A 25,136-nucleotide genomic window follows, 5' to 3' on the forward strand; every position below is an offset into this window, starting at 1 on the left:
ATCAGGTGATGGCGCCGATCTGCCACGGCACGAACTCGTTCTGCCCGTAGCCGTGCTGCTCGCTCTTGCTACGCTCGCCCGAGGCGATTGCCAGCATCAGGCGGTAGATATGCTCGCCGCGCTCTTCGATGGTCATGCTGCCGTCGGCGATGCCGCCGCAGTTCACGTCCATGTCTTCCTCCTGGGTTTCCCACAGGCGGGTGTTGGTCGCCAGCTTGATCGACGGCGACGGCGCGCAGCCATAGGCCGAGCCGCGTCCGGTGGTGAAGGCGATCAGGTTGGCGCCGCCGGCGACCTGGCCGGTGGCCGAGATCGGGTCGTAGCCGGGGGTGTCCATGAACACCAGGCCATGGGCGCGCACCGGTTCGGCGTATTCGTAGACATCCACCAGGTCGCTGGAACCGGCCTTGGCCACGGCGCCGAGGGATTTTTCCAGGATGGTGGTCAGGCCCCCGGCCTTGTTGCCGGCGGACGGGTTGTTGTTCAGCTCGGCGCCCATGCGCTGGCAGTAGGCTTCCCACCACTGGATACGGGCGATGAGTTTTTCACCCACGGCCTGGCTCACGGCGCGACGGGTCAGCAGGTGCTCGGCACCATAGATTTCCGGGGTTTCCGAGAGGATCGCGGTGCCGCCGGCAGCCACCAGGCGGTCCACTGCATTGCCCAGCGCCGGGTTGGCGGTGATCCCGGAGTAGCCATCGGAACCGCCGCACTGCAGGCCGACGGTGAGGTGGCGCACGCTGACCGGTTCGCGCTGCACCGCATTGGCTTCGGCGAGCAGTGATTTGACCTGGGCGATACCGCTGGCGATGGTCTTCGAGGTGCCGCCGGTGCCCTGGATGGTGAAGGTGCGCAGGGTGTTGCAGCTTTCCAGGCCTTGCGCAGCGAGCAGGTCGGGGATCTGGTTGGTCTCGCAGCCCAGGCCGATCATCAGCACCGAGTGGAAGTTGGCGTGCACCGCGTAACCGCCAAGGGTGCGCTGGAGCATCGCCAGGGCTTCGCCGCCCGGGTCCACGGCGCAGCCAACGCCGTGGGTGAGGGCGACCACGCCGTCGACATTCGGGTAGTCGGCCAGCGCCTCGGGATGGATATCCCGGCGGAAATGGTCGGCGATGGCCCGGGCCACGGTGGCCGAGCAGTTCACCGAGGTGAGGATGCCGATGTAGTTGCGCGTGGCCACCCGGCCATCGCTGCGCACGATGCCCATGAATGTACCCGCGACCGGTGCCTTGATGCCCTTGGCATCGACGCCGAAGGCGTAGTCGCGGCTGAAGTCGCCCATGGCCACGTTGTGCACATGCACATGCTGGCCGACACCGATGGCCTGGCTGGCAAAACCGATGATCTGTCCGTAGCGGCGCAGCGGCTCGCCCTCGGCGATGTCCCGGGCGGCGATCTTGTGCCCGGCCGGCACCGGCTCGCGCACGCGGATGCCCTCCGGCAGTTCCAGGCCTTCGGTCAGCGGCTGGCGGGCGATCAGCACGTCGTCCAGCGGGTTGAGTCGGATCACGGCGAGGGCAGCGCGTTCGCTGCCTGTTGTTGTAATGAGTTGCATGACGGTTACCTCAGATAACAGCGCGGGCTCAGGCCAGCCCACGCTCGCGATAGTCGATCAGGCCGGAGAACAGCATCAGGCCGAAGGCCATGACCACGAAGAAGATCAGGGCCAGGAAATAGGAACCGGTGAACTGCACGATCAGGCCGATCAGGATCGGTACGATCACCCCGACCATGTTGCCGCAGAAGTTCATGCTGCCGCCCAGCACGCCGGCCTTGGACTTGCCGCCGAGGATGGCCGGCAGGCACCAGTACATGCCGCACCAGCGGATGAAGAACAGGGCCACGCAGAGCAGCGAGATCACCAGCGCGGCGTCCGGGGTGTAGGCCACCAGCAGGATGCACAGGGCGGCGACGGCGGCGGAGCCGGCAAACATGCTGCGCATCACGGTGTTCGGCTGGCCGCCGTTGGTCCGCCATTTGTCGGCAATCCAGCCGCCGACCAGCTCGCCGACGAATCCGCACATGAAGATCAGGAAGGTCGCCCCGCCCATGGCCTTGATGTCGAGGTTATGGGCCTGGTGCAGGTAGCTCGGCATCCAGGTCAGCAGGCCGTAGAACACGCTGTTGTAGCAGGCGTAGCCGGCGAACATGCACAGTACCGAACGGCTTTTCAGCAGTTCCTTGAGCACCGCCTTGCGGTTGCCGTTGGACTTGCTCGCAGCGTCGTTGGCCTGGGTGATGTAGTCCAGCTCGGCCTTGTTCACCAGCGGGTGTTCGCTCGGGTGGTTGCGGATGTACCACCAGGCCCAGATGCCGACCACCACGGTGCCGACGCCGGCAATCACGAAGGCGATGCGCCAGGAGTCGAACCAGGTGATCAGTCCGGCGATGATGATCGCGCCGAAGGCGGTGCCCAGCGGTGCGCCGCCGTCCACCAGGGTAGCGCCGCGCCCACGCTCGTTGGGGGTCAGCCATGAACCGTTGAGCTTGGCCCCGGCCGGCATGATCGGCGACTCGGCCACGCCCAGGCCGATGCGGGTGACCAGCAGGGTGATCCAGTTATGGGCGAAGCCGCCGAGGGCCTGGAAGGCACCCCAGCCGACGGTGGCGACGCCGACGATATTGCGCACCTGGAAACGGTCCAGGAGCATGCCGCTGGGGATCTGCATCAGCGCATAGGACCAGAAGAACGCGCTGAGGATCAGGCCTTCCAGGGCCGGGGTCAGTTCGAACTCGGCGGAAATCAGCGGCAGGGCCACCGACAGCGAGGCGCGGTCGATGTAGTTGATCGCCGCCAGCAACAGCAGGATCAGGAAGATGCGCCAGCGCACGTTGGTCGGACGTGCGCTATCGGTGCTGGCGAGGGCGGGCGAGGGGGCCGCCGGGTAAGGGCTGTTCTTCATGCTCATCTCACTCTTATGTTTGTTATGAAATGCCGGTTGGGCGCCTCCCTGCGCCGGGTCCATCGGTTCAGAGCGGTTTCACGGCTCCCGGTGCCAGCGGCTCGGCGGCCTGGCCTACGGCATTGCGCAGCGGCGCGCCGAACTCGGCCAGGCTGATCTCGAACACATCCCCCGGTGCGGTCCTGACCTGGTCGGCGAACGACAGGGTGGCGGTGCCGAAGAAGTGGATATGCACATCGCCCGGCCGGAGGAACTGCGGGTACTTGAAGTGGTGGTATTCGAGGTTCTCCAGGGAGTGGCACATGTTGTCCTCGCCGCTGAGGAAGGGTTTCTCCCAGAGTACCGTGTCGCCACGGCGGATGCGGCTGACGCCTTCGAGGTGGCGCGGCAGTTCGCCGACCCGCAGTTCCGGGCCGTAGGCGCAGTTGCGCAGTTTCGAATGGGCCAGGTACAGGTAGCTGCGACGCTCCATCACATGGTCGGAAAACTCGTTGCCGATGGCGAAGCCCAGGCGGTAGGGCTGGCCATCATCTCCGATCACGTAGAGGCCGGCCAGTTCCGGCTCCTCGCCGGCATCTTCGGCGAAGGCAGGGCTCTGGAACGCCTGTCCCGGGCGCACCACGGTGGAACCGTCGCCCTTGTAGAACCACTCCGGCTGGGCACCGACGCTGCCGGCGGCCGGGCGACCGCCCTCGATGCCCCACTGGAACATGCGCGCGGTATCGGTCAGGGCGGCGGCATCGTCGATCTTCTGCTGGTGCATCTTGTCGCGGGTCGAGGCACTGCCCAGGTGGGTCAGGCCGGTGCCGCTGATCAGGCAGTGGGCCGGGTCTTCATGATCAAGGGGCGGCAGCACCCGGGCTTCGGCCAGGGCCAGGGAATAACTTTCAGTAACGTCGGCCAGGCCACGGGCCAGGACCTCGGCGGCCAGGCTGCGCTGGTTGCGGATCGCGGCCAGGGCCAGTTCGCGCATGTGGGTGGTGTCGCGCACCGGCTGGATCAGGTCGCCTTCGACCACGCCGACGTGGCGCCCTGCGGTTGCGGTTTCGAATTGGATCAGGCGCATGGGGGCTCCATGATTGATTGTTCTTGTGGAGGATCGATGGGGCCACTTTAAATTTCCCGGTCGATGCTGCCTAATGACAGCTATTGACTCCGTGATAACTTTTGGTGATCCCCTGTGCTGCCACCCCTGAGTTCCATGGCCTCGCGCCTGCGCATGCGGCAACTGCGCCTGCTGATCTGTCTCGACGAACTGGGCTCGATCCACAAGGCCGCCGAGGCCATGTCGATCACCCAGCCGGGGGCGACCAAGGCCCTCAACGAGATCGAATCGACCCTTGGCGCGGTGCTTTTCGAGCGCACCAGCAAGGGCCTGGAGGCCAATGACCTGGGGCGCTGCGTGGTGCGTTATGCGCGGTTGATCAGCACTGACCTGGCGCACCTGCGCGAGGAGATGATCGGGATCATGCAGGGGCATGGCGGGCGGCTGTCGGTGGGCACCATCATGGGCGCGGTGCCGATGCTGGTGGACGGGCTGGCGCGGCTGCGCGAGGAACAGCCGGATTTGTCGGTGACGGTGGTCGAGGACACCAGCGACCGCCTGCTCAGCCTGCTGGACCAGGGCCGGCTGGACGTGGTGATCTGCCGGACCAGCGTCAGCCGCCGGCCGGATGCCTATGACAGCCGGGTCAAGCATCAGGAGCAACTGGTGCTGGTGGCCAACCCGGCCCATGCCCTGGCGGGCAGTGAGCATCTGGAGCTGGCGCAACTGGCGGATTCGCGCTGGGTGGTGTTCCCGGTGAACATGCCGATGCGCCTGACCCTGGAACGGGAGTTTCGCGAGGCGGGGCTGGGGTTTCCGCAGTACCCGATCGAGACCTCGTCGACCTTCACCACCTTGTCGCTGTTGCGCCAGGACCCGGGGTTGCTGGCGGTGATGCCCTGGGATGTGGCGCGGGTGGCGGTGGAGCATGGGATGCTGGTGAAGTTGCCGTTGCAACTGGTGTCGCGCAGTGAGCCGTATGAGGTGGTGACGCGGCGCGGCGTGGAACTGAGCGGGCCGGGGCGGGTGTTGGTGGATATCCTGATGATTGATCGGTGATCTCCAGGGCCCTATCGCTGGCAAGCCAGCTCCCACAGGTCCGGCGGTGTCCACAACCCCTGTGGGAGCTGGCTTGCCGGCGATGAGGCCCTTGAGCACACAGCAGATGCCATGGTAAAGACTTCCCCCCAGACCCAGGACCGCCCCATGTACTACTCCACCCTCTACCAGTCCCCCGTCGGCACCCTGCAGCTCGCCGCCAGCGACAGCCACCTGCTGGGCCTGTGGATGGTCGGCCAGAAGTACTTCGGCGGCAGTGCCCCCGGGACCCTGGAGCCGAGCGACGACCTGCCGTTCTTCCAGCAGGTGCGCCACTGGCTCGACCAGTACTTCGCCGGCGCACAACCCCCCATCGCCGATTTGCCCATGGCCCCGCTGGGCAGCGACTTCCGCCAGGCCGTGTGGGCCCTGCTTTGCGAGATCCCCTACGGCGGTACCACCACCTACGGCGAGATCGCCAAGGCCGTGGCCCTGCGCAGCGGCCTGCCGAGCATGTCCAGCCAGGCCGTGGGCGGGGCGGTGGGGCATAACCCGATCTCCATCATCATCCCCTGCCACCGGGTGATCGGCCGCGACGGCAGCCTGACCGGGTATGCCGGGGGAATAGAGAAGAAGATCCAGCTGCTGGAGCATGAGGGGGCGCTGTCGTCGCTGTTCTATACGCCCAGCTGCAGCAGCGCGCCCTAGCCGTCACTCTGTTTCAGCTCCCGGTGCGGGTGGTGTGGCCGGCGCGGGGTCGCCAAGCCAGCCGGTCATTGCCAGTACCAGTCGCTTGAGCCTGTCTGCGGTGATCGCGTCTCCACCGGCTTCGCCGATCCTGTCGTGCAGCTCACCCATGGCGGCCTGGCCCAGTTCCTCGATCCAGTTATCCTTGCGCAGGTTGTCGCACAGGTTCATCGCCGCGTCGTAGACCGACTCGTAATGGCGCTTCTGGTCCTCGAACAGGGCGATGCCCAGCCTGGCTGTGGCCGCCGGCAGTTCCGCCGCATCGGACCCATTGCTGAGCAGGTAGACGCCGTAAAGGAATTTCAGGTGGTCCTGCAGGCAGTGGGCGCGAGTCTGGACACGGGGCACGATATCCGTCGCCCAGTCGGTTTCGCTCCCGGCCAGCAGGGGGAAACGCTTCAGGTATTCCAGGGCCTGTATGTGATAGAACCCGATGTAGATCGCGCGGAGTACCTGTATCGGATCCGCGCCTTCACTGGTCATGGCGGCCATCACCAGGTCCGCGGCGAAGATGTCGCAGAAGACTTCCTCGAAGGTCTGCGGGTCATCCAGGCAGGCCAGTTGCGCGGCCATGAAGGTGTCCGGAGCTTGCGCCAGCTGCTGCACGTCGTTGATGACGTCCTCTACGTCCCGATGATGGATGGCGGCCGCAGGGGCGTTGCGCAGGTCACGCACCTGGTCCTCCAGCGAACGCTGCTTGGACGTGATCTGAGCGGCGATCAGCTCGGCCACCTGTTCCCGTGTTTCCGGCAGGGCGTTTTCCTGGTCGTAGAGCCGATGGCCGAGCTCGTGGCTCATCAGGAAGGTTTCATGCACCTCGGTCAGGAGGAAACGCCAGGGCTCGTCGAGGCGGCGTGGTTGCAGGAGGTCACGGTGCTCGTCATAGAACGCCGCACAATGCAGCGCTTGCTCCAGGCGCCCCACCTCGACAAGCCGCTCTGCCAGGACCTTGTGAAAGTAGATGATCGCCGGCTCCAGGTCACCGGCCTCGATGAACAGGCGATTGAGCAGGTTCAGCGATTGCCCCAGGTACTGGTCGTAGACGATCCAGGTGGCGTCCGGAAGGGTCACCAGCTCCACCCGGCGTGATGTCGAGTAGACGATCCTGAAATGGGTGGGCACCTCGAACAGCGTCGCCAGGTGAGACAGCCGCGCGACACCCTTGCGGTACAGCTGCGGCTGGACCCGGCCTGCCTGGTTGGACCGGGTCACCCGGATGAAGCGGTCGATAGACGACGTGTCAGTTGTCATCTGCGTTCACCTGGGGACTTTTCGCCTTGAGGATCTCGAGCAGCACGCGTTCGCTCACACCATGGATCTCCATGCCGTCGACGATCACCCTGACGTGCTTCTGCGCGGCGATCCGCGCGCGAACCACCGCGACGATACCGGTGATCACCATGGGCGCCAGGGTCATGATCACGGTCAGCAGCATCTGCCCGTCCAGGCCGCGGCGCCCGGAGGCGAAGCTGCCGACCTCCTGGCCCAGTGCTTCCAGCTCGTCGGCTGCGGATTTTTCCGATACTTCGATGGCGATATCGACCATGGGTTCCTCCTTGATGGGGCGGCGATGATAACAGGTACACCGATCCTGCCGGAGCCCTGTGGCCCGGCCATGACTTTCCCTCATACCCCCATGACTTTATGTGGTTCCAGCCCCCGCCAGCCCCGGTGATACAAAACCTGCAAACACACCCACCAACAACAAAGAGTGTTTGCAGATGAAAGAACTTGACCTGTACATCGGCGAAGGTTTCGAAGGCCCGGGCGTCAACGCCGCGCATATCAATATCCTTATCGGCCCGCGCAACGGCCCCGCCGGCCAGGCCTTTGCCAACAGTCTGGCCTCGCCGAGCCAGGGTCATTGCCCGTTCATGGTGATCGCCCAGCCGAACATCCCGGTCAAGCCCATGACCCTGTATGTGAACAAGGCCGCCATCGACGGCGAGCTGCACGGCAACGCCACCTGGGGCGCGTCCCAGGCCGGCATCGCCAAGGCCGTGACCGAGGCCCTGCTCGATGGCACCCTGCCGGCCGAGGCCGAGGACGAGTGGGCCATCGTCACCGCCAACTGGGTCAACCCCGCCTGCGACGACCTCGATGCGGTCTACCTGAACAACTACAACGCCTGCCGCACCGCCATCCGCGCCGCGCTCACCGGCAAACCGGAACGCGCCCAGCTGGCCGATGTGGTCGGGCAGATCAGCAATCCCTTCTATACCCCGAAAGCCTGAGGTGGCCGCCATGCAATACATCCGCTTGGGCCATTCCGGCCTGGAAGTCTCGCGCCTGTGCCTGGGCACCATGAACATGGGCACCCCGGACTGGAAACCGTGGATCTTCGACGAGAAGCAGAGCGAGCCGATCGTTGCCCACGCCCTGGCCAACGGGGTCAACTTCATCGACCTGGCCGACTTCTATTCCGCCGGCGTCGGCGAGGAAGTGGTGGGGCGCATCGTCAAGCGCCTGGCCCGCCGCGAAGACCTGGTGATCACCACCAAGGTCGGCTACGGCACCCGCGCCGGGATCAACGCCAGCGGCCATTCGCGCAAGCACATCATGGACAGCATCGACGCCTCCCTGACCCGCCTGGGCATGGACTACGTCGACCTGTACATGCTGCATTACTTCGATGTGAACACCCCGGTGGAAGAAACCATGGGTGCGCTCAACGACATCGTCAAGGCCGGCAAGGCCCGCTATATCGGGGTCTCGACCATGCTCGCCGGGCAACTGGCGAAGATCCTCATGTGTTGCGAGCGCAATGGCTGGGTCAAGCCGATCAACATGCAGCTGCAGCTCAACGTCGCCTACCGCGAGGAAGAGCGCGAGATGATCCCGCTGTGCCGCGACCAGGGCCTGGGCGTGTCGGTGTTCAGCCCGCTGGCCCGCGGCCTGCTCAGCGGCGACGTGCAGTCGACGCGCAACCAGACCGACTTCTTCACCCAGCAGATGTACAGCGACGAGGCGTCGTTCGAGATCGCCCGTTCGGTACAGCGAGTGGCCCGCGCCCGTGGCGTGTCCAACGCGCAGGTGGCCCAGGCCTGGGTGCTCGGTCACCAGGGTGTCGACTGCATGCTGGTGGGCGCCGATACGACGGCGCAGTTCGACAGCGCTTTGGCGGCCCTGGATACCCGCCTGGATAGCGAGGAACTGCATGAACTGGAGCGCAACTACACACCGTGCGACCTGATCAACGACTACACCGCCGGCAAGCGCATTCTGCGTTCGGCACGGCCGGGCAGCGAGCGTTTCCTGCTGAGCGAGGCGGTGGCATGAGCGGGCTGCTGCGTCACGGCAACTACATCGATGGCCAGTGGTGCTCCGGCGGTGCGACCTACCCGGTGACCGACCCGGCCAGCGGCGAGCTGATCACCCAGGTGCAGAAGGCCGGCGCCGAGGAAACCAGCCTGGCCATCGCCGCTGCCGAACGGGCCTTGCCGGCCTGGCGCGGCCTGACCGCCAAGGAGCGCAGCCAGCGCCTCAAGCGCTGGGGCGAACTGATGCTCGCCCAGCAGCGCGAGCTGGCCACGCTGCTCAGCCGCGAACAGGGCAAGCCGCTGGCCGAGGCCATGGGCGAGGTGGTCTATGCCGCGAGTTTCCTCGAGTGGTTCGCTGAGGAAGCCAAGCGCGCCTACGGCGATGTAATCCCCAGCCACAAGGCCGATGCGCGCATCGTCGTGGTCAAGGAAGCGATCGGTGTGGTGGCCGCCATTACCCCGTGGAACTTCCCCCTGGCGATGGTCACCCGCAAGGTCGGTCCGGCGCTGGCAGCGGGCTGCACCATGGTCCTCAAGCCTTCGGAAGAAACCCCGCTGTCGGCCTTCGCCCTGGCGGTGCTGGCCGAGCAGGCCGGGATCCCGGCAGGCGTATTCAATATCGTCTCCGGCGATGCCGTGGCCATCGGCGGTGCGCTGCAAGCCTCCAGCGTGGTGCGCAAGCTGTCGTTCACCGGCTCGACCCGCACCGGCAAGCTGCTGATGCGCCAGGCCGCCGAGACTCTGAAGAAGGTTTCGCTGGAACTGGGCGGCAATGCGCCCTTCATCGTCTTCGACGATGCCGACCTGGACGCAGCGGTGAAGGGCGCCATGGCCTCGAAATTCCGCAATACCGGGCAGACCTGCGTGTGCGTCAACCGCTTCTTTATCCAGGACGGGGTGTACGACGCCTTCGTCGGCAAGCTGGCCGAGGCGGTGCGGGCCATGCGTGTCGGTTCGGCGCTGGAAGGCGCGACCGACCAGGGCCCGCTGATCAACGCGGCGGCCCTGGCCAAGGTCGAGGCCCATGTCGGCGATGCCCTGGAGAAGGGCGCACGACTGGTCTGCGGCGGCCAGCGCCATGCCCTGGGCGGGACCTTCTTCGAACCCACGGTGCTGGCCGAGGCGAGCCGCGACATGCTCATCGCCAGCGACGAAACCTTCGGCCCGGTGGCCGCCTGCTTCCGCTTCAAGGACGAAGCCGAGGTGCTGCAGGCGGCCAACGACACGCCCTATGGCCTTTCCGCCTACTTCTACAGCCGCGATATCGGCCGGGTCTGGCGCATGGCGTCGGGCCTGGAGGTTGGCATGGTCGGGATCAACGAAGGGGTGATTTCCACGGAAGTCGCGCCCTTTGGCGGGATCAAGGAATCGGGCCTGGGCCGGGAGGGCTCGAAGTACGGCCTTGACGAATACCTGGAGATCAAATACCTGCTGATGGGCGGGTTGTAAGGCACCCACTGCCGCCGGCAGCACACCGGCGGCGTTTCGGCTTCATCTCTACTTCAAGAACAAAAACCGGAGACGAACATGTCCGTAACCCCAGTCAAGATCGATGACCTGCCGATCGGTCGCTTCCATATCAAGATCGCCGGCCTGACCTTCGGCGCCCACTTCACCGACGGCTATATCCTTGGCCTGATCGGTATCGCCTTCACCTTGCTCAGCCCGCAGATGCAGCTGGACGCCTTCTGGCAGGGGCTGATCGGTGCCTCGGCGCTGATCGGCCTGTTCCTCGGCAGCCTGTTCTTCGGCTGGATTTCCGACCGCCTTGGCCGGCAGAAGATCTTCCTGATCAGCTTCGTGCTGATCACCCTGGCTTCGGTCATGCAGTTCTACGTGGAAAGCGCGGCGGCCTTGCTGGCCTGCCGGATCCTCATCGGCATCGGCCTGGGCGGGGACTTCAGCGTCGGCCATGCCATGCTCGCCGAGTTCGCCCCGCGCAAGCACCGTGGCGTGCTGCTGGGTTCGTTCAGCGTGATCTGGACCTTCGGTTATGTGGCGGCGACCTTTGTTGGCACGGCGATGCTCAGCCTGGGCGATGACGCCTGGCGCTACATGCTGGCGTCCTCGGCGATTCCTGCCGGGTTGATCCTGCTGGCGCGTATCGGTACCCCGGAGTCGCCGCGCTGGCTGGTCAATCGCGGGCGCATCGAGGAAGCCCGGGCCATCGTGCGCGAGCACCTTGGCGCCCATGTGGTGCTGGATGAAGAGCCGGCCGGCGAGCATCGCTCGGGGTATGCCGCGCTGTTCAGTCGCGAGTACCGCAAGCGCACCGCGTTCAACTGCCTGTTCTTCGTGTGCATCGTCATGCCGTACTTCGCCATCTACACCTTCCTGCCGACTATCCTGGAAAAGATGGGGCTGGCCGAAGGTTTCGGTACCGAGCTGATGCTCAACCTGCTGCTGATCGTCGGGGCATTGCTGGGGATCTGGTGCACGGTGAAGTTCTCGCGGCGCGGGTTCCTCATCGGCTCGTTCGTGATCCTGGCGGCGGCGCTGTTCCTGCTGGCGGTGTTGCCGGGCGGTGCGGCGTGGCTGATGGTGCTGGTGTTCGGGTTGTTCACCCTGGTGCTGTCGGCGGTGAGCAACCTGGTCGGGGTGTTCCCGGCGGAGAGCTTCCCGACGCCGGTACGGGCCAGTGGAATCGGCCTGGCCACGGCAGTGAGCCGCCTGGGTTCGGCGGTGAGTACTTTCCTGCTGCCGCTGAGCGTAGCGGGGATCGGCTTGAGCCCGACCATGGGCATCCTGGCGGCGATCCTGGCGTTTGGCGCGCTGATTTCCTGGGCCTGGGCGCCGGAGACCAAGGCGCTGACCCTGAGCCAGGCGTGTGATGTGCCGAGTGTTGATGGGGTGAAGGTCGGGGCTGTGTCTGGCCTGGCTACCTAGGTGTCTTTACTGGCCTCATCGCTGGCAAGCCAGCTCCCACAGGGTACGCGATCCCTGTGGGAGCTGGCTTGCCAGCGATGAGGCCGGTGATAACAACGGAAGAATCAGCCAGTGACCCCTTGCAACCAGTCAGTGAACAACCCCACCTTCGACAACCCCTGCTTGTCCCCCGCCACATCCAGCCAGTACCCATAAGGCCCCAGCACCTCCACCCCGGCAATCGGCAGCAGGCTGCCCTCACGCAATTCCCGCTCGATCATCTGCCGGTCGATCACCGCCAGCCCACCGCCGGCCAGCGCGGTGTGAATTACCTGGTCCAGGGTAGTGAATTCCAGCCCTCCGGCCGTCTCCACATCATCCCGGCCCATGGCTGCCAGCCAGTTTTCCCAGACCTTCAAGCGCTTGCCGTCATGCAGGATATGCAGCAGCGGCCAGGCGCGCAGATCCGGCGCCTGGCCGTCGACGAACAGCTCGGCACTGGCTACCGCCACATGCCGCTCCATCACCAGCAACTCGCTATGCCAGTGCTCCGCCGGCCCCAGGCCGAAGCGGATGCGACAGTCGATCTCGGCCAGGTGCTCATGGCTGGCCTGGTTGCTCACGCTCAGGCTGATCTCCGGATAGCGCCGGCAGAAATCCCGCAACTGCGGCGACAGCCAGCGCGTGCCCCAGGTGGGCGGGGCGAGGATGCGCAGGCGCTGGCGCAGGTTGGGGATGCGTACCGATTGCAGGGCACGGTCGATCTGGTCGAAGGCCGCCGCCAGTTGCGGCGACAGCGCCGCGCCGGCCTCGGTCAGGGTCAAACCCAGATGAGTCCGCACGAACAGCGCCACGCCCAGGTGATCTTCCAACTGCTTGATCTGCCGGCTGACCGCACCCTGGGTCACGTTCAACTCAAGGGCGGCGCGGCTGAAACTGCGGTGCCGCGCGACTTCTTCGAAGACGCGCAGCATGTTGAGCGGGGGCAGTTGACGCATGGAAACCACCCCGCAGGAGAGGGACGTTTTAGAAGTAATAACCGATGTTGACGTATACCTGATTTTCCCACTGGTCACTACCACCCGCACCCAGGCTCTGGGTGTAGTTGCTGCCGCCGATATAGGGATCGTTCTTGCCGAACAGCCACTCGGTGGCGATCCACAGTTTGCTCACCGAGAAGGACGAGCCGAGGATCAGCCGTTCCGAGGTGTCGAAGCCCGCGGCCGACTTGTCGAAGGCGCTGTAGTTGGCGTACAGCTTGATGCCGCTGACCTGGTCGAACAGGTACTTGCCGTCGACGTCGTAGCTCAGGTCGGCGACATAGAAATTGCCGCGGCTGGCGACGTTGAAGGTGCCGTCGTAGCCGCCGAAGGTGACCAGTTCGTCGGTGCCTTCGTTGCGCGGTGACATCTGTTGCCGCGCCGCCATCAACTGCACGCCCCAGGGGCCGTTCTTGCCCAGGTAGTGCACGGCTACGGCGTTGCGCCGGCCATCGTCGTGGGTGTCGTTGTTCTTCAGGGTCGAGGTCATGCCGGACACGCCCACCTCGGATTTCCAGTCGCCCAGTTGCACCGCCCGCGCCACCCGCAGCACGGCGGTGTTGCGCTCGCGGTTGTCGCTGCCGTCGGCGACATAGCTGTCGGCGGAAGACACCACCGTCGAGTAGGTGCGCCCGTTGCTGGTGCCCTTGCCCTGCCAGGCCGGGCGCAGGTACCAGCCGGCCTGGACGTTCCAGGCGCCGGCCTGCTGGATGTACTTGGCGCCGATCTGCTCGACGTCCTCCAGGCCGATCACGTTGCCCAGGGTTTCGAAGAAGGTGCTGCCGAAGTAGGGCTGCAGGCCGAAGGGGATCTGGTTGAGACCGACCTGGACCTGCTGCTCGGGATTGAATCTGTAGCCGACCCAGGCGGTTTCGGCGAAGGCGATATCACCGACATTGTTGGTGTACTTGTACGGGTAGGCCCGCCCGTAGAAACGGTACTTGGCCGCGCCGATCCAGCTGTCGGAGTCGTATTTGGCGGTGAGGAAGGCGGTGTCGAAGTTGAACTTCTGGATATCCCGGTCCGGGTCGTAGTCCCAGCGCGCGCGGACGGCGCCGCCGAGGTCGAGGTGGTCGGTGACCTGCACGGCGAAGGCCGGAACGGCGAGGCTGGACAGGGCGGCAAGACAGACGGACTGCAAGCGCAGGGAAGAACTGAAGGGCATGGTGCGGCTCTCGTTGTTGTTATGTGAGACGCGCGCAGTGTTGCCAGCGGGGCTTTGTCGGACAAACGATTAAATGGCAGGGTAAACCTGCAATAAACGCAGGTTAGTCGAGGAATATTCCGAATGTCCTGTGGGATGTGTCTTACGCTGCATGGGATACTTCACACCTTTCCCGTCCCGCCGAGCGCCTTCCATGAAACGCAAGATGCCAGGTCTCAACGCCCTCAAGGCCTTCGAAGTGGCCGGCAGCACCGGCAGCTTCACCCGTGCTGCCGAGTTGCTCAACGTCACCCAGAGCGCGGTCAGCCGCCAGGTCCGGCAACTGGAAGAGCAGCTTGGCGAGCACCTGTTGCAGCGCCGCCATCACCATCTTGAATTGACCAATGCCGGGCGCGTGCTGCTGCGGGCGCTGCACCAGTCCTTCGACAAGATCGAAATGACCGTGCGCAGCATCCAGCAGAAGACCCACGCCAACCGCCTGCACCTCAATGCCCCGCCGACCTTTACCAGCCGCTGGCTGATGCCGCGCCTGGGGCGCCTGCGCGAGCGTCATCCGGAGCTGGAGCTGAGCATCACCACGCAGTTGCAGGACAGCCTGGCCGAGACCGCCACCCTTGACTGCGCGATCCGTTTCGGCAATGGCGAGTGGGACGGGCTGGACAGCTCGCTGCTGATCCAGGAGCGGCATATCGCCGTGTGTGCGCCGTCGCTGTATGCCCGGGAGCAGGACGAGGAGGGCATCGACCTCAACCGCATGACCTTGCTGCATGTGCTGGCCCGGGAAGACCAGCGCTACCTGACCTGGAAGCACTGGCTGGATGCGGCGCGGATCAGTGGCGTGGATACCCAGGGTGGTTACGAGTTCGACCTGCTGGACCTGGCCATCCGTGCGGCGGTGGATGGGCTGGGGATCACCATTGCCGACTGGCATATGGTCGCGGCGGAGCTGGCCAGCGGGCGCCTGACCCAGGTGCTCAATGTGCATGTGGAAGGGCACCAGTCGTACTGGCTGGTGACCCGGCCGGAACAGCGTGATGCGCCGCAGTTGCAGCTGTTCCATCAGTGGTTGCAGGAGGAGATCTGGTTGGCGCAGCGGCAGCTGGAGCCGTCTACTCCGGCAGTGTGATGGTGCTCTTCAGGGCCTCATCGCTGGCTTGCCAGCGATGAGGCCCTGAAGAGCACCCTCCCTCTCACTAACATGCCTTTTTCGAATGTTCCCCCCGCCAATTAATCGTTTGTCCCCCCCAGCGCAAATCACAACACTGCCCGCCAATAACAACGTGACAACGATGGGCAGTCTGCGATGCGAATCGAGCGAAATTTTGTTCAGGGCGACTTTATCGAACCGGCCGGCACGGCGCGGATCACCGTGTTTGATCCGGCCACCGAAGCCAAGGTCGGTGAAGTAGCCGCCGCCACCGTCAACGAGGCCATCGCCGCCGTAGACGCTGCCGCCGCCGCCCAGAAAACCTGGGGCAAGCTGACCAGCATCGAACGCGGCGACTACCTGCGCGCCTTCGCCGATGCCCTGGAAGCCCGCGCCGTGCCCATTGGCGAAGCCCTGGCCGCCGAGTCCGGCAAAAGCTTGGTCGACGCCAGCAATGAAGCCCGCTACGCCGCGCAGATCACCCGCTACCACGCCGAGTGGGCACGCCGCATCGAAGGCGAGATCATCCCCAGCGATACCCCGGACGAACGCCTGTTCCTGCACCGCGAGGCCATCGGTGTGGTGGCCTGCCTGATCCCGTTCAACTACCCGGTCTACACCCTGCTGCGCAAGGTCGCCCCGGCGCTGATCGCCGGCAACACGGTGGTGGTGCGCCCGAGCAACAACACCCCGCTGTCGGCTTTCGAGATCGCCCGTGCGGCACAGCAAGCGGGCCTGCCGGCCGGCGTGCTGAATATCCTGACCATGGACCACGCAACCGCCGCCAGCCTGTGCACCCACAAGGCGGTGGGCCTGATCACCCTGACCGGCAGTGTCAACGCCGGGCGCATCGTTCTCGACTACTGCAAGGAAAACATCGCCAAGCCGTCGCTGGAGCTGGGCGGCAAGACCCCGGTGATCGTCGAGCCGGATGCCGACCTGGAACAGGCCGCCAACGCCATCGTCGCCTCCAAGACTACCCATTGCGGCCAGTTGTGCACGGCGGTGGAGCGGGTCTATGCCCATGAGAGCGTGCATGACCGCCTGCTGGCGCTGCTGAAAGAGAGGTTCGCTGCCGTGCGCTTCGGCGACCGTGCCGAAGACCCGAGCCTGATGGGCCCGCTGGTCAACGCCGCCTCCCGGCGCAACATCCACACCATGGTCGAGCGCGCCGTCGGTGCCGGTGCGGTGCTGGAGGCGGGCGGTTTCATCCCGGAAGGCCCGGGCCATTTCTACCCGGCGACCCTGCTCAGCCACTGCCGCCAGGACATGGAGATCGTCCAGGAAGAAACCTTCGGTCCGGTGCTTGCCTTGCTCAGCTACCACGATATCGACCAGGCCCTGGAGATGGCCAACGACCATCAATTCGGCCTGTCCTCGGTGCTGTTCAGCGAGAACTACCGCACCACCCTGAAGGTCGCGGCCGCCATCGAAGCCGGCGAGCTCTACGTCAACCGCACCCCGGCCGACCCTTACCAGGGCTTCCACGCGGGCTGGAAACGCTCGGGCCTGGGCGGCGATGACGGCAAGCACGGCATGCTCGAATTCACCCAGACCCGACTGGTGGTCATGAAGTACTGAGCTGCAAGCGGCAAGCTACAAGTTTCAAGCAGTCCGCGTCGCGCTTTTACTTGGCGCTTATGGCTTGCAGCTTGCCGCTCCCTAATAAGAACAACAGAGAATCCATTTATGTCCAAGCATGCTGCCGCTCCGCATTCTGCCGTTCTCGCCGAGGACGCCAGCGACAAGGGAAGTCGCTATTTCCAGTTGATGCTGCTGGTCCTCGCCGCCGGGGCGATCTACCCGATCCTGTACCTGCGCCAGGTCTACCAGACCACCATGCTCGAAGTGTTCCAGATCAACCATTCCGAGCTGGGCTACCTGTATTCCATGCTCGGCACCATCTTCCTGCTCAGCTACCTGCCCAGCGGCTGGCTGGCGGACCGGATCGCCCCGCGCTTCCTGATCTTCTTCTCGCTGGTCGCCACCGGCGCCCTCGGCCTGTGGTACTCCACCGCACCGGGCATGGACGGCCTGCTGGTGATCTTCGGTTGCTGGGGACTGACCACCGGCCTGACCTTCTGGGCCTCGGTGCTCAAGCGCGTGAAGATGATCGCCCGGCAGTCCGAACAGGGCCGCTTCTTCGGCATCCTCGACGGCGGTCGCGGGCTGGTCGAGGCGCTGCTGGCCACCGTGGCCCTGGCGCTGTTCGCCATGGCCACGGAAACCCGCGGCGAATCGGTGGCCGAAGGCTTCAGGCATGTGGTCTACCTGTATTCCTTCACCTGTATCGCCATCGGCTGCGTGCTGGTGCTGCTGAAAGACCCGAAATCCATGGACGACACCCGGCCGGTGGAGCAGGGCAAGTTCAACCTGCTCAGCGACCTGGCGACCCTGGTGAAGATCCCCGAGCTCTGGCTGGTGACCGCCATCGTGTTCTGCGGCTACCACATCTTCTGGGCCACCTACAGCTTCTCCGACTACCTGCAAGGCAGCGGCATGACCGCGGTCATGGCCGGCACCATCACCACCATCAAGCTGTGGATGCGCCCCATCGGCGGCATCGGCGGCGGCTGGCTGGGTGACAAGTTCAGCAATGTCTCGGTGCTGATCGTCGCGCTGCTGCTGGCGACCCTGGGCATCTTCGGCCTGATCATCTTCCCGGGCCTGAACAGCCTCGGCCTGCTGATCGCCACGGTGATCTTCATCGGCCTGATGACTTACGCGATTCGCGGGCTGTACTGGGCGATCCTCGACACTTGCGCCATCCCGCTGCGCATCACCGGCCTGGCCATCGGCATCGTCTCGGTGGTGGGTTACCTGCCGGACACCTTCATCCCGCTGATCAATGGCTACCTCACCGAACACTACCCGGGCGCCCTCGGCTACCAGCTGTACTTCGGCTACATCGGCGCCGTGGGCCTGGTCGGCACGCTGGCCGCGGTGGCATTGCGTGGCCGGGTCAAACGCAAGCAACTCCTTCAGAACACTGGTGCCTGAGATGAAAATCGTCGCTCTCGAAACCCATATCGTCGCCGTACCGCCACCCCATATCGGCGGCATGTACTGGCTGTTCGTCAAGTTGCGCACTGCCTGCGGCATCGAAGGCGTCGGCGAGATCTACGCCGCCACCTTCGGCCCCAAGGCCATGCTGCCGATCATCGAGGACGTGTTCGAGCGCTATCTGCTCGACCAGGACCCGCACCATATCGAGCGCTTCTTCCGCCAGGCCTATTCCAGCGGCTTCACCCAGCGCCCCGACCTGACCATGATGGGCGTGGTCAGCGGCCTGGAAATGGCCTGCTGGGACATCATCGGCAAGGCGGCGAACAAGCCGGTGTACGAGCTGCTTGGCGGCAAGGTCCATGAGCGCCTGCGCTCCTACACCTACCTGTACCCGCTGAACAGCCAGGGCGAGTACGACTACGACGACCCGGACCTGGCCGCCGAATGCGCGGTGCAGAACATGAACAAGGGCTTCACCGCCCTCAAGTTCGACCCGGCCGGCCCGTACACCGCGTATTCCGGGCACCAGATCTCCCTGGAGGTGCTGGACCGCTGCGAAACCTTCTGCCGCAAGATCCGCGAGGCGGTGGGCAACAAGTGCGATTTGCTGTTCGGCACCCACGGGCAGATGGTGCCGTCCTCGGCGATTCGTTTGGCCAGGCGCCTGGAGAAATACGATCCGCTGTGGTTCGAGGAGCCGATTCCGCCAGGGCAGGAAGACGCTATGGCCCAGGTTGCCGGCAAGACCAGCATCCCGATCGCCACCGGTGAGCGCCTGACTACCAAGTACGAGTTCTTCAAGCTGCTGCAGGCCGGCGGGGCGTCGATCCTGCAGATGAACGTGGCGCGCTGCGGCGGCCTGTTGGAAGCGAAGAAGATCGCCAGCCTGGCCGAGGTCTATTACGCGCAGATTGCCCCGCACCTCTACAACGGGCCGGTCGGCGCGGCGGCGAGCTTCCAGCTGGCGGCCTGCACGCCGAACTTCCTGATCCAGGAAAGCATCGAGACCTGGGGCGGCTTCCATGCCGAGGTACTGAAGAAGCCGCTGCAATGGGAGGACGGCTACATCATCCCGTCCAGCGAGCCGGGCCTGGGCGTGGAGCTGAACATGGACGTGGTGCGCAAGCACAGCCCGTACACCGGCCAGCGCCTGCATCTGCAGATGGCCGCCAACCCGGTGGATGTGCGCGACAACTCGCCAGCCAAAGGCTGACCTTGTTCCCGCCCGGCAACGGGCGGTGTTTTCCCGACTTACGCGGTAACTTGCATGACTTACGACTACATCATCGCCGGCGCAGGCGCTGCCGGTTGCGTCCTGGCCAACCGGCTTTCGGCCTCGGGCAAACATTCGGTCCTGCTCCTGGAAGCGGGCGGCAAGGACGATTCGTTCTGGTTCCGCATCCCGGTCGGCTTCGCCAAGATGTACTACAACCCGACCTTCAACTGGATGTACTACAGCCAGCCGCAACAGCAGCTCGGCGGCCGTGCCCTGTATGCCCCGCGGGGCAAGGTGCAGGGCGGCTCCGGCTCGATCAACGCGATGATCTACGTGCGTGGCCAGGCCCATGACTTCGACGATTGGGCCGCCAACGGCAACGATGGCTGGGGCTTCAAGGATGTGCTGCCGTACTTCCGCAAGCTGGAAAACCACCCGCTGGGCGACAGTGAGTACCACGGTGGCAGCGGGCCGATCAGCATCACCCCGATGAAGGGCCAGACCCACGCCATCTGCGATGTCTTCCTCAAGGGCTGCGAAGAGCTGGGCTACCCGCGCAGCGATGATTTCAACGGGCCGGACTTCGAAGGCGCCGGGATCTACGACGTCAACACCCGCAATGGCCAGCGCTGCTCCAGCAGCTTCGCCCACCTGCATCCGGCGCTGGGCCGGGCCAATCTCAAGGTCGAGCATCATGCGTTGGTGGACCGGGTGTTGTTCGAAGGGCAGCGGGCGACTGGCGTGATGGTCAGCCAGAACGGCGTCAACCGCACCTTCACCGCGCGCAAGGAAGTGATCCTCTGTGCCGGTGCCGTGGATACGCCGAAGATCCTGCAACTGTCCGGTGTCGGCGATCGCGAACTGCTGGACCGGCACGGTATCGCCCAGGTCAAGCAACTGCCGGCGGTGGGGCAGAACCTGCAGGACCACCTCTGCGTCAGCTACTACTACAAGGCCAATGTGCCGACCCTCAATGACCAGCTGAGTTCGCTGCTGGGCCAGCTCAAGCTGGGCATCCAGTACCTGCTGACGCGCAAGGGCGCGCTGGCGATGAGCGTCAACCAGGCGGGCGGTTTCTTCCGCGGTGACGAGCTGGAGCAGAACCCCAACCTGCAGCTGTACTTCAACCCGCTGTCGTACCAGATTCCGAAGAACAACAAGGCCAGCCTCAAGCCTGAGCCTTACTCCGGTTTCCTGCTGTGCTTCAACCCGTGCCGGCCGACCAGCCGCGGGCATGTCGAGATCGCTTCGGGTAATCCGCGGGATGCCGCGCTGATCGACCCTAATTATCTGAGTACCGAGAAGGACAGGGCGGAAGCGATCCAGGGCAGCCGCCTGATGCGCCGGATCATGCAGGCGCCCGCGCTCAAGGGCATCACCGTGGACGAAGTGCTGCCGGGGCCGGCGGTGGAGAGCGACGAGCAGATGCTCGAGTATTTCCGCCAGAACTGCGGGTCGATCTACCACCTGTGCGGCACCTGTGCGATGGGCGCGGACGAGCAGGTTTCGGTGGTCGACAAGCGCTTGAAGGTGCATGGCCTGGACGGGCTGCGGGTGGTGGATGCGTCGATCTTCCCCAATGTGACGTCGGGCAATACCCATGCGGCGGTGCTGATGGTGGCGGAGAAGGGCGCGGACCTGATTCTGGCCGATGCCTGATCTGGAGAGGCTTGCACAAAACCCTGTGGGAGCTGGCTTGCCAGCGATTTGGCCCGACCAGACAACAGGGTTGCGCCTGCTGGCCTCATCGCTGGCAAGCCAGCTCCCACAGGGTGGGGGCGGCGTTCACGAATCCAATCAATCAAACCGTAATATCAACTCAGCATATTAGGCGGCCTTATCATAACGACAATGGCCGCCAACCATGCTTTTCACCCCGCATCGCCTTGCTCTTTGCGTCGCGCTCGCTAGCGCTTCGTTCGCTCCAACCCTGTTCGCCAAGGACTATTCGATCACCAGCGCCACCACCGATACGCTGGAGTTGAAGAAAGGCGACAACCTGTCCATTTCCGCCAAGGGCAGTATCGTTTCGAGCAAGGATGACGGGGTGATCCTGCCCAAGCACACCAGCGGCACCACGATGACCGTGGACAACGCCGGGATCATCCGCTCCACCAAGGACCGCGGTATCGATACCAAGGACGAGGGCGAGGATGTCAGTGCCTACGTGATCAACAACCGCGCCGGGGCGCTGATCCAGGGCGCCAACGACGGCCTGCGCTTCCAGACCAACCCCACCGCCGGCGGCACCCTGAAGATCACCAACGCCGGGACCATCGAGTCCATCGGCGACGGCCAGGCCATCGACCTGGAAACCCTGAACAACGTCAAGTTCACCACCACCATTACCAACGAAGCCACCGGGGTGATCCATGCGGTGGGCAACGACGCGATCAAGACCGGTTCCAACGCCACGGTGATCAACCGCGGCCTGATCACCACCGACACCGCGCCCCAGGACAAGGACGGCAAGGACCAGAAGTTCGACGGCATCAAGATCGGCACCTCCACCGGGGTCACCGTGTACAACTACGGTACCGTCACGGCCGACCGCCACGGCATCGACCTGAAGACCGACGCGACCCTCTACAACTACGGCAGCGTGACCGGGCGCAACGGCTCGGGCTTCGGTTCGGATGGCTCCGGCACGGTGTTCAACTACGCCGGCGGGGTGATCACCGGGGCCATCGCCGACGGCAAGATCAACGGCGACGGCGATGGCGTGGATATCGACAACGTCGGCCATATCTACAACGAAGGCACCATCCAGGGCCTGGGCGCCAAGGGTGTCGACAGCGGCGGCCGGCCCAACGGCAGCGAAGGCATCGCCATGGGCGGCGGGACCATCGTCAACACCAGCACCGGCATCATCCGCAGCACCGATAACGGCATCCTGGTCGATGACGGTGCCGAAGGCCCGGGCGTGGAAAGCACCCGGATCACCAACGCCGGCCTGATCGAAGGCCACGGCGGTTTCGGCATCAAGCTGATCGGCCCGTACGATGACACGGTGATCAACAGCGGCCTGATCAGCGGCGGCAACGGCCTGGCCCTGAGCATGGGCGCCGGCAACGACACACTGATCGTCAACACCGGGGGCCGCTTCAAGGGCCTGGTGGACGGCGGCGACGGAATCGACACCCTGACCCTCGATGGCACCGGCAGCTTCGGCAACAGTGCCAACTTCGAGAAGCTGGTGGTCAGCGGCGGTAGCTGGACCCTGAGCAGCACCAACGATTTCAGCCAGGGCGGCACGGTCACCTCCGGCGCGACCCTGGTCAACCAGGGCAGCATCCTCGGCGCCATGACCGTGGACCAGGGCGGCGTGTATGCCGGTGGCGGTTCGGTGGGCGGCCTGACGGTCAACGGCAGCATGTTGACCAATACCGGGCTGGGCGTGGCCAAGGTCAATGGCGACCTGAGCTTTGGCAGCGGTTCGAGCCTGGTCTACGGCGTCAACGCCGATGGCAGCAGCGCGCCGATCAGCGTTACCGGCACCGCACATCTGAACGGCGCCACCCTGAATGTCGCGCCATCCTCGGGGGAATACCCGTGGAAGAGCCAATACACCGTGCTGACGGCCGGCGCCGTGGACGGCACCTTCGGCAAGGTCACCAGCGACTACGCCTTCCTCACCCCGACCCTGAGCTACAGCGCCACCTCGGTGGGCCTGACCTACACCCGCAACGACGTGGCCTTCGAGCAGTACACCCAGACCGGCAACGGTGCCGCCGCTGCCCGCTCCCTGGGCAGCCTGGGCAGCAACAGCCGCTTGTACAGCGCCTTGCTGAACACCTCGACCGGTACGGCCAGCAGCGCCATCGAGCAGCTTTCCGGCAGCAACACCGCCAACCTCGCTGCGGCGACCTTGAGCGGCAGCGCGCAGGTCGGCAGCACCATGCTCGGTGCCATGCAGTCCATGGGCAGCAATGCCGGTCTGCTGGTCGGCATGAATGAGCAGGACACCCCGATGCTGGCGGCCACTGGTGTGCCCCAGGGCCTACGCAACCTCAACGATCCGAACGCCCGCAGTCGCCTGTGGGTGCAGGCCCTGGGCAGCTACGGCAAGGTCGATGGCAGCCATGGCGGCAGCGAGCTGGAGCAGCGTACCGGCGGTGGTGTGCTGGGCCTGGACTGGGCCGCCGGCAGCGACTGGCGTCTCGGTGTGCTGGGCGGCTATTCGAGCACCCGTCTCGACGCCACCGGCCTGGATGGCAAGGTCAACAGCTGGCACGCCGGTGTCTACGCCATGCGCCAGAGCGGCCCGCTGGCCTTGCGTCTGGGGGCGGCCTACAGCGCGCACAAGGGCGACAGCAAGCGTGATGTGGCGTTCGGCAGCTTCGACGAGCGCCTCAAGGGCGACTACGACGCCGACAGCCAGCAGGCCTTTGCCGAGCTGGGTTATGCCATGGGCAGCGGCCGCCTGAGTGCCGAGCCGTTCGCCAACCTGGGCTACCAGCGTTATCACCGCGATGGTTACCGCGAGAAGGGTGGTGACGCGGCCCTGGCGGTGGACAGCGATACCCAGGACAACGTCAGCAGCACCTTCGGCGTGCGCCTGGCCCACCTTGGCATGCTCGACAACGGCATGAGCCTGACCCCGCGGGCGAGCCTGGGCTGGCGCCATGTGTATGGCGATGTCGATACCCGCACCCGCCAGGCGTTCATTGCCGGGGGCGATGCCTTCAGTGTCGAGGGCAGCGCGCTGGACCGCGACAGCCTGGTGGTCGAGGCGGGGCTGGAATTGGGGGTGAGTGCGACCCAGTCGGTGGGGCTTGGCTACAACGGCGAACTGGGCAGCAACAGCCGTAACCATGCACTCGTGGGACAGTGGCAGATGAAGTTCTGATCCTGAGTTGCTGCTGAGGGCCTCATCGCTGGCAAGCCAGCTCCCACACAGACCCTGTGGGAGCTGGCTTGCCAGCGATGATCGTCCAGGCGACATCCTATTCCCCCGTGGAATACGCCCATGAAAACCTTGAATTGTATTTCCCCCTGAAAACCTCATAGCGTGATCGCCTCAACCAAGGAGATCGCGCCATGAGTCAGTTCCGCCTGTTCGTCGATGCCCGCTATGCCAGCCCCTACGCCATGTCGGTCTACGTGACCCTGCGGGAAAAGGGCCTGGAGTTCGAAACCGTGCTGGTCGATCTCGACCAGGGGCAGAACCAGTCTGGCGACTACAGCCGCCTCTCTCTTACTCAACGGGTACCGACCCTGATCCACGAGGGTTTCGCCCTGTCCGAATCCTCGGCCATTACCGAATATCTGGAAGACCTGTATCCGCAGCATCCGGTCTATCCCCGCGACCCGGCCCAACGGGCCCGTGCCCGGCAGGTCCAGGCCTGGGTACGCAGCGACCTGATGCCGATCCGTGAGGAGCGCTCCACCGTGGTGGTGTTCTATGGCGTGAAGAACGGCCCGCTGTCGGCGGCGGGGCGGGTGGCCGCCGCCAAGCTGATCGCAGCGGTGGAGACGTTGTTGCCGGAAGGGGCGCAGTACCTGTGCGGGGAGTGGTCGATTGCCGATGTGGACCTGGCGGTGATGCTCAATCGACTGGTCCTCAATGGTGACAAGGTGCCGCAGCGCTTGCAGGACTACGCGGCGCGGCAGTGGCAGCGGGCTTCGGTGCGGGAGTGGGTCGAGAAGGTGCGGCCGGCTTTGTAACTGCGCTGCTGCTACTGGCCTCATCGCTGGCAACGCC

21 protein-coding genes are annotated in these 25,136 nt (G+C 65.0%); 14 read left to right on the forward strand and 7 right to left on the reverse strand.

Annotated features, from left to right (window positions below):
* Position 1: 1 nt before the first annotated feature.
* The 3 genes from PSEMO_RS23765 to araD1 form a co-directional block, all read right to left on the reverse strand.
* On the reverse strand, positions 2 to 1,555 hold the full coding sequence (locus tag PSEMO_RS23765; RefSeq protein ID WP_075805389.1) for a UxaA family hydrolase: 1,554 nt from the start codon (positions 1,553 to 1,555) through the stop codon (positions 2 to 4).
* A gap of 28 nt (positions 1,556 to 1,583) precedes the next feature.
* On the reverse strand, positions 1,584 to 2,903 hold the full coding sequence (locus PSEMO_RS23770; protein ID WP_178392046.1) for an MFS transporter: 1,320 nt from the start codon (positions 2,901 to 2,903) through the stop codon (positions 1,584 to 1,586).
* Positions 2,904 to 2,970: 67 nt separating this feature from the next.
* Positions 2,971 to 3,969: an AraD1 family protein gene (gene araD1, locus PSEMO_RS23775; RefSeq protein WP_075805391.1), complete on the reverse strand. Its 999-nt coding sequence runs from the start codon at positions 3,967 to 3,969 to the stop codon at positions 2,971 to 2,973.
* Positions 3,970 to 4,104: 135 nt separating this feature from the next.
* On the opposite strand from araD1, the gene PSEMO_RS23780 reads away from it, so the two are divergent.
* Together PSEMO_RS23780 and PSEMO_RS23785 are read left to right on the forward strand one after the other, a co-directional pair.
* The gene (locus PSEMO_RS23780) at positions 4,105 to 5,007 is read left to right on the forward strand and encodes a LysR family transcriptional regulator (RefSeq protein ID WP_178392053.1); all 903 of its coding nucleotides are present in this window, start codon (positions 4,105 to 4,107) and stop codon (positions 5,005 to 5,007) included.
* 111 nt (positions 5,008 to 5,118) lie between these two features.
* Positions 5,119 to 5,694, forward strand: coding sequence for a methylated-DNA--[protein]-cysteine S-methyltransferase (locus PSEMO_RS23785; protein ID WP_305955604.1), 576 nt, complete (start codon positions 5,119 to 5,121; stop codon positions 5,692 to 5,694).
* Positions 5,695 to 5,697: 3 nt separating this feature from the next.
* On the opposite strand, the gene PSEMO_RS34385 is transcribed toward PSEMO_RS23785, so the two are convergent.
* Entirely contained in the window at positions 5,698 to 6,531 is an 834-nt protein-coding gene (locus tag PSEMO_RS34385) for a hypothetical protein (protein ID WP_372239139.1), read from the reverse strand.
* Between the two features lie 99 nt (positions 6,532 to 6,630).
* On the opposite strand from PSEMO_RS34385, the gene PSEMO_RS34390 reads away from it, so the two are divergent.
* Entirely contained in the window at positions 6,631 to 6,822 is a 192-nt protein-coding gene (locus tag PSEMO_RS34390) for a hypothetical protein (protein ID WP_372239140.1), read from the forward strand.
* A gap of 151 nt (positions 6,823 to 6,973) precedes the next feature.
* Here the strand turns inward: PSEMO_RS34390 and PSEMO_RS23795 are convergent, their stop codons facing one another.
* On the reverse strand, positions 6,974 to 7,279 hold the full coding sequence (locus PSEMO_RS23795) for a hypothetical protein (protein WP_075805395.1): 306 nt from the start codon (positions 7,277 to 7,279) through the stop codon (positions 6,974 to 6,976).
* A 175-nt stretch (positions 7,280 to 7,454) separates the two neighbouring features.
* Here PSEMO_RS23795 and fae point away from each other — a divergent pair, with 175 nt between their 5' ends.
* The 4 genes from fae to PSEMO_RS23815 all read left to right on the forward strand — a co-directional run bounded on the left by fae (position 7,455) and on the right by PSEMO_RS23815 (position 11,879).
* Complete coding sequence (gene fae, locus PSEMO_RS23800; RefSeq protein WP_075805396.1) at positions 7,455 to 7,967, forward strand: formaldehyde-activating enzyme; 513 nt, start codon at positions 7,455 to 7,457, stop codon at positions 7,965 to 7,967.
* 10 nt (positions 7,968 to 7,977) lie between these two features.
* Positions 7,978 to 9,012: an aldo/keto reductase gene (locus PSEMO_RS23805; RefSeq protein WP_075805397.1), complete on the forward strand. Its 1,035-nt coding sequence runs from the start codon at positions 7,978 to 7,980 to the stop codon at positions 9,010 to 9,012.
* Positions 9,009 to 10,442, forward strand: coding sequence for an NAD-dependent succinate-semialdehyde dehydrogenase (locus tag PSEMO_RS23810; RefSeq protein WP_075805398.1), 1,434 nt, complete (start codon positions 9,009 to 9,011; stop codon positions 10,440 to 10,442). The genes PSEMO_RS23805 and PSEMO_RS23810 overlap by 4 nt, the downstream gene beginning before the upstream one ends.
* Before the next feature lie 78 nt (positions 10,443 to 10,520).
* Positions 10,521 to 11,879: an MFS transporter gene (locus PSEMO_RS23815; RefSeq protein WP_075805399.1), complete on the forward strand. Its 1,359-nt coding sequence runs from the start codon at positions 10,521 to 10,523 to the stop codon at positions 11,877 to 11,879.
* 104 nt (positions 11,880 to 11,983) lie between these two features.
* Here PSEMO_RS23815 and PSEMO_RS23820 read toward each other — a convergent pair whose 3' ends face one another.
* Positions 11,984 to 12,856 carry a LysR substrate-binding domain-containing protein gene (locus PSEMO_RS23820; protein WP_075805400.1) on the reverse strand — a complete coding sequence of 291 codons (873 nt, stop codon included), beginning with the start codon at positions 12,854 to 12,856 and terminating at the stop codon, positions 11,984 to 11,986.
* A gap of 28 nt (positions 12,857 to 12,884) precedes the next feature.
* Positions 12,885 to 14,063 carry a hypothetical protein gene (locus tag PSEMO_RS23825; protein ID WP_075805401.1) on the reverse strand — a complete coding sequence of 393 codons (1,179 nt, stop codon included), beginning with the start codon at positions 14,061 to 14,063 and terminating at the stop codon, positions 12,885 to 12,887.
* Between the two features lie 193 nt (positions 14,064 to 14,256).
* Between PSEMO_RS23825 and PSEMO_RS23830 the strand changes: the two genes are divergently transcribed.
* The 7 genes from PSEMO_RS23830 (at position 14,257) to yfcF (ending at position 25,099) form a co-directional block, all read left to right on the forward strand.
* Complete coding sequence (locus tag PSEMO_RS23830) at positions 14,257 to 15,189, forward strand: LysR substrate-binding domain-containing protein (RefSeq protein WP_075805402.1); 933 nt, start codon at positions 14,257 to 14,259, stop codon at positions 15,187 to 15,189.
* A gap of 177 nt (positions 15,190 to 15,366) precedes the next feature.
* Positions 15,367 to 16,791: an aldehyde dehydrogenase family protein gene (locus PSEMO_RS23835; protein ID WP_075805403.1), complete on the forward strand. Its 1,425-nt coding sequence runs from the start codon at positions 15,367 to 15,369 to the stop codon at positions 16,789 to 16,791.
* A 108-nt stretch (positions 16,792 to 16,899) separates the two neighbouring features.
* On the forward strand, positions 16,900 to 18,210 hold the full coding sequence (locus PSEMO_RS23840) for an MFS transporter (protein ID WP_075805404.1): 1,311 nt from the start codon (positions 16,900 to 16,902) through the stop codon (positions 18,208 to 18,210).
* Between the two features lies 1 nt (position 18,211).
* Positions 18,212 to 19,429, forward strand: coding sequence for a mandelate racemase/muconate lactonizing enzyme family protein (locus PSEMO_RS23845; protein ID WP_075805405.1), 1,218 nt, complete (start codon positions 18,212 to 18,214; stop codon positions 19,427 to 19,429).
* A gap of 54 nt (positions 19,430 to 19,483) precedes the next feature.
* A complete protein-coding gene (locus tag PSEMO_RS23850) occupies positions 19,484 to 21,091 on the forward strand; it encodes a GMC family oxidoreductase (RefSeq protein WP_075805406.1) in 1,608 nt (535 codons plus the stop codon).
* Between the two features lie 205 nt (positions 21,092 to 21,296).
* Positions 21,297 to 24,281 (forward strand): autotransporter outer membrane beta-barrel domain-containing protein, encoded by a 2,985-nt coding sequence (locus PSEMO_RS23855; protein ID WP_075805407.1) that lies wholly within the window; start codon positions 21,297 to 21,299, stop codon positions 24,279 to 24,281.
* Positions 24,282 to 24,472: 191 nt separating this feature from the next.
* Positions 24,473 to 25,099 (forward strand): glutathione transferase, encoded by a 627-nt coding sequence (yfcF, locus tag PSEMO_RS23860; protein WP_075805408.1) that lies wholly within the window; start codon positions 24,473 to 24,475, stop codon positions 25,097 to 25,099.
* Positions 25,100 to 25,136 lie beyond the last annotated feature (37 nt).

It is taken from the genome of Pseudomonas putida (assembly GCF_001941965.1).
In the GTDB taxonomy this organism is placed as follows: Bacteria; Pseudomonadota; Gammaproteobacteria; order Pseudomonadales; family Pseudomonadaceae; genus Aquipseudomonas; species Aquipseudomonas putida_L.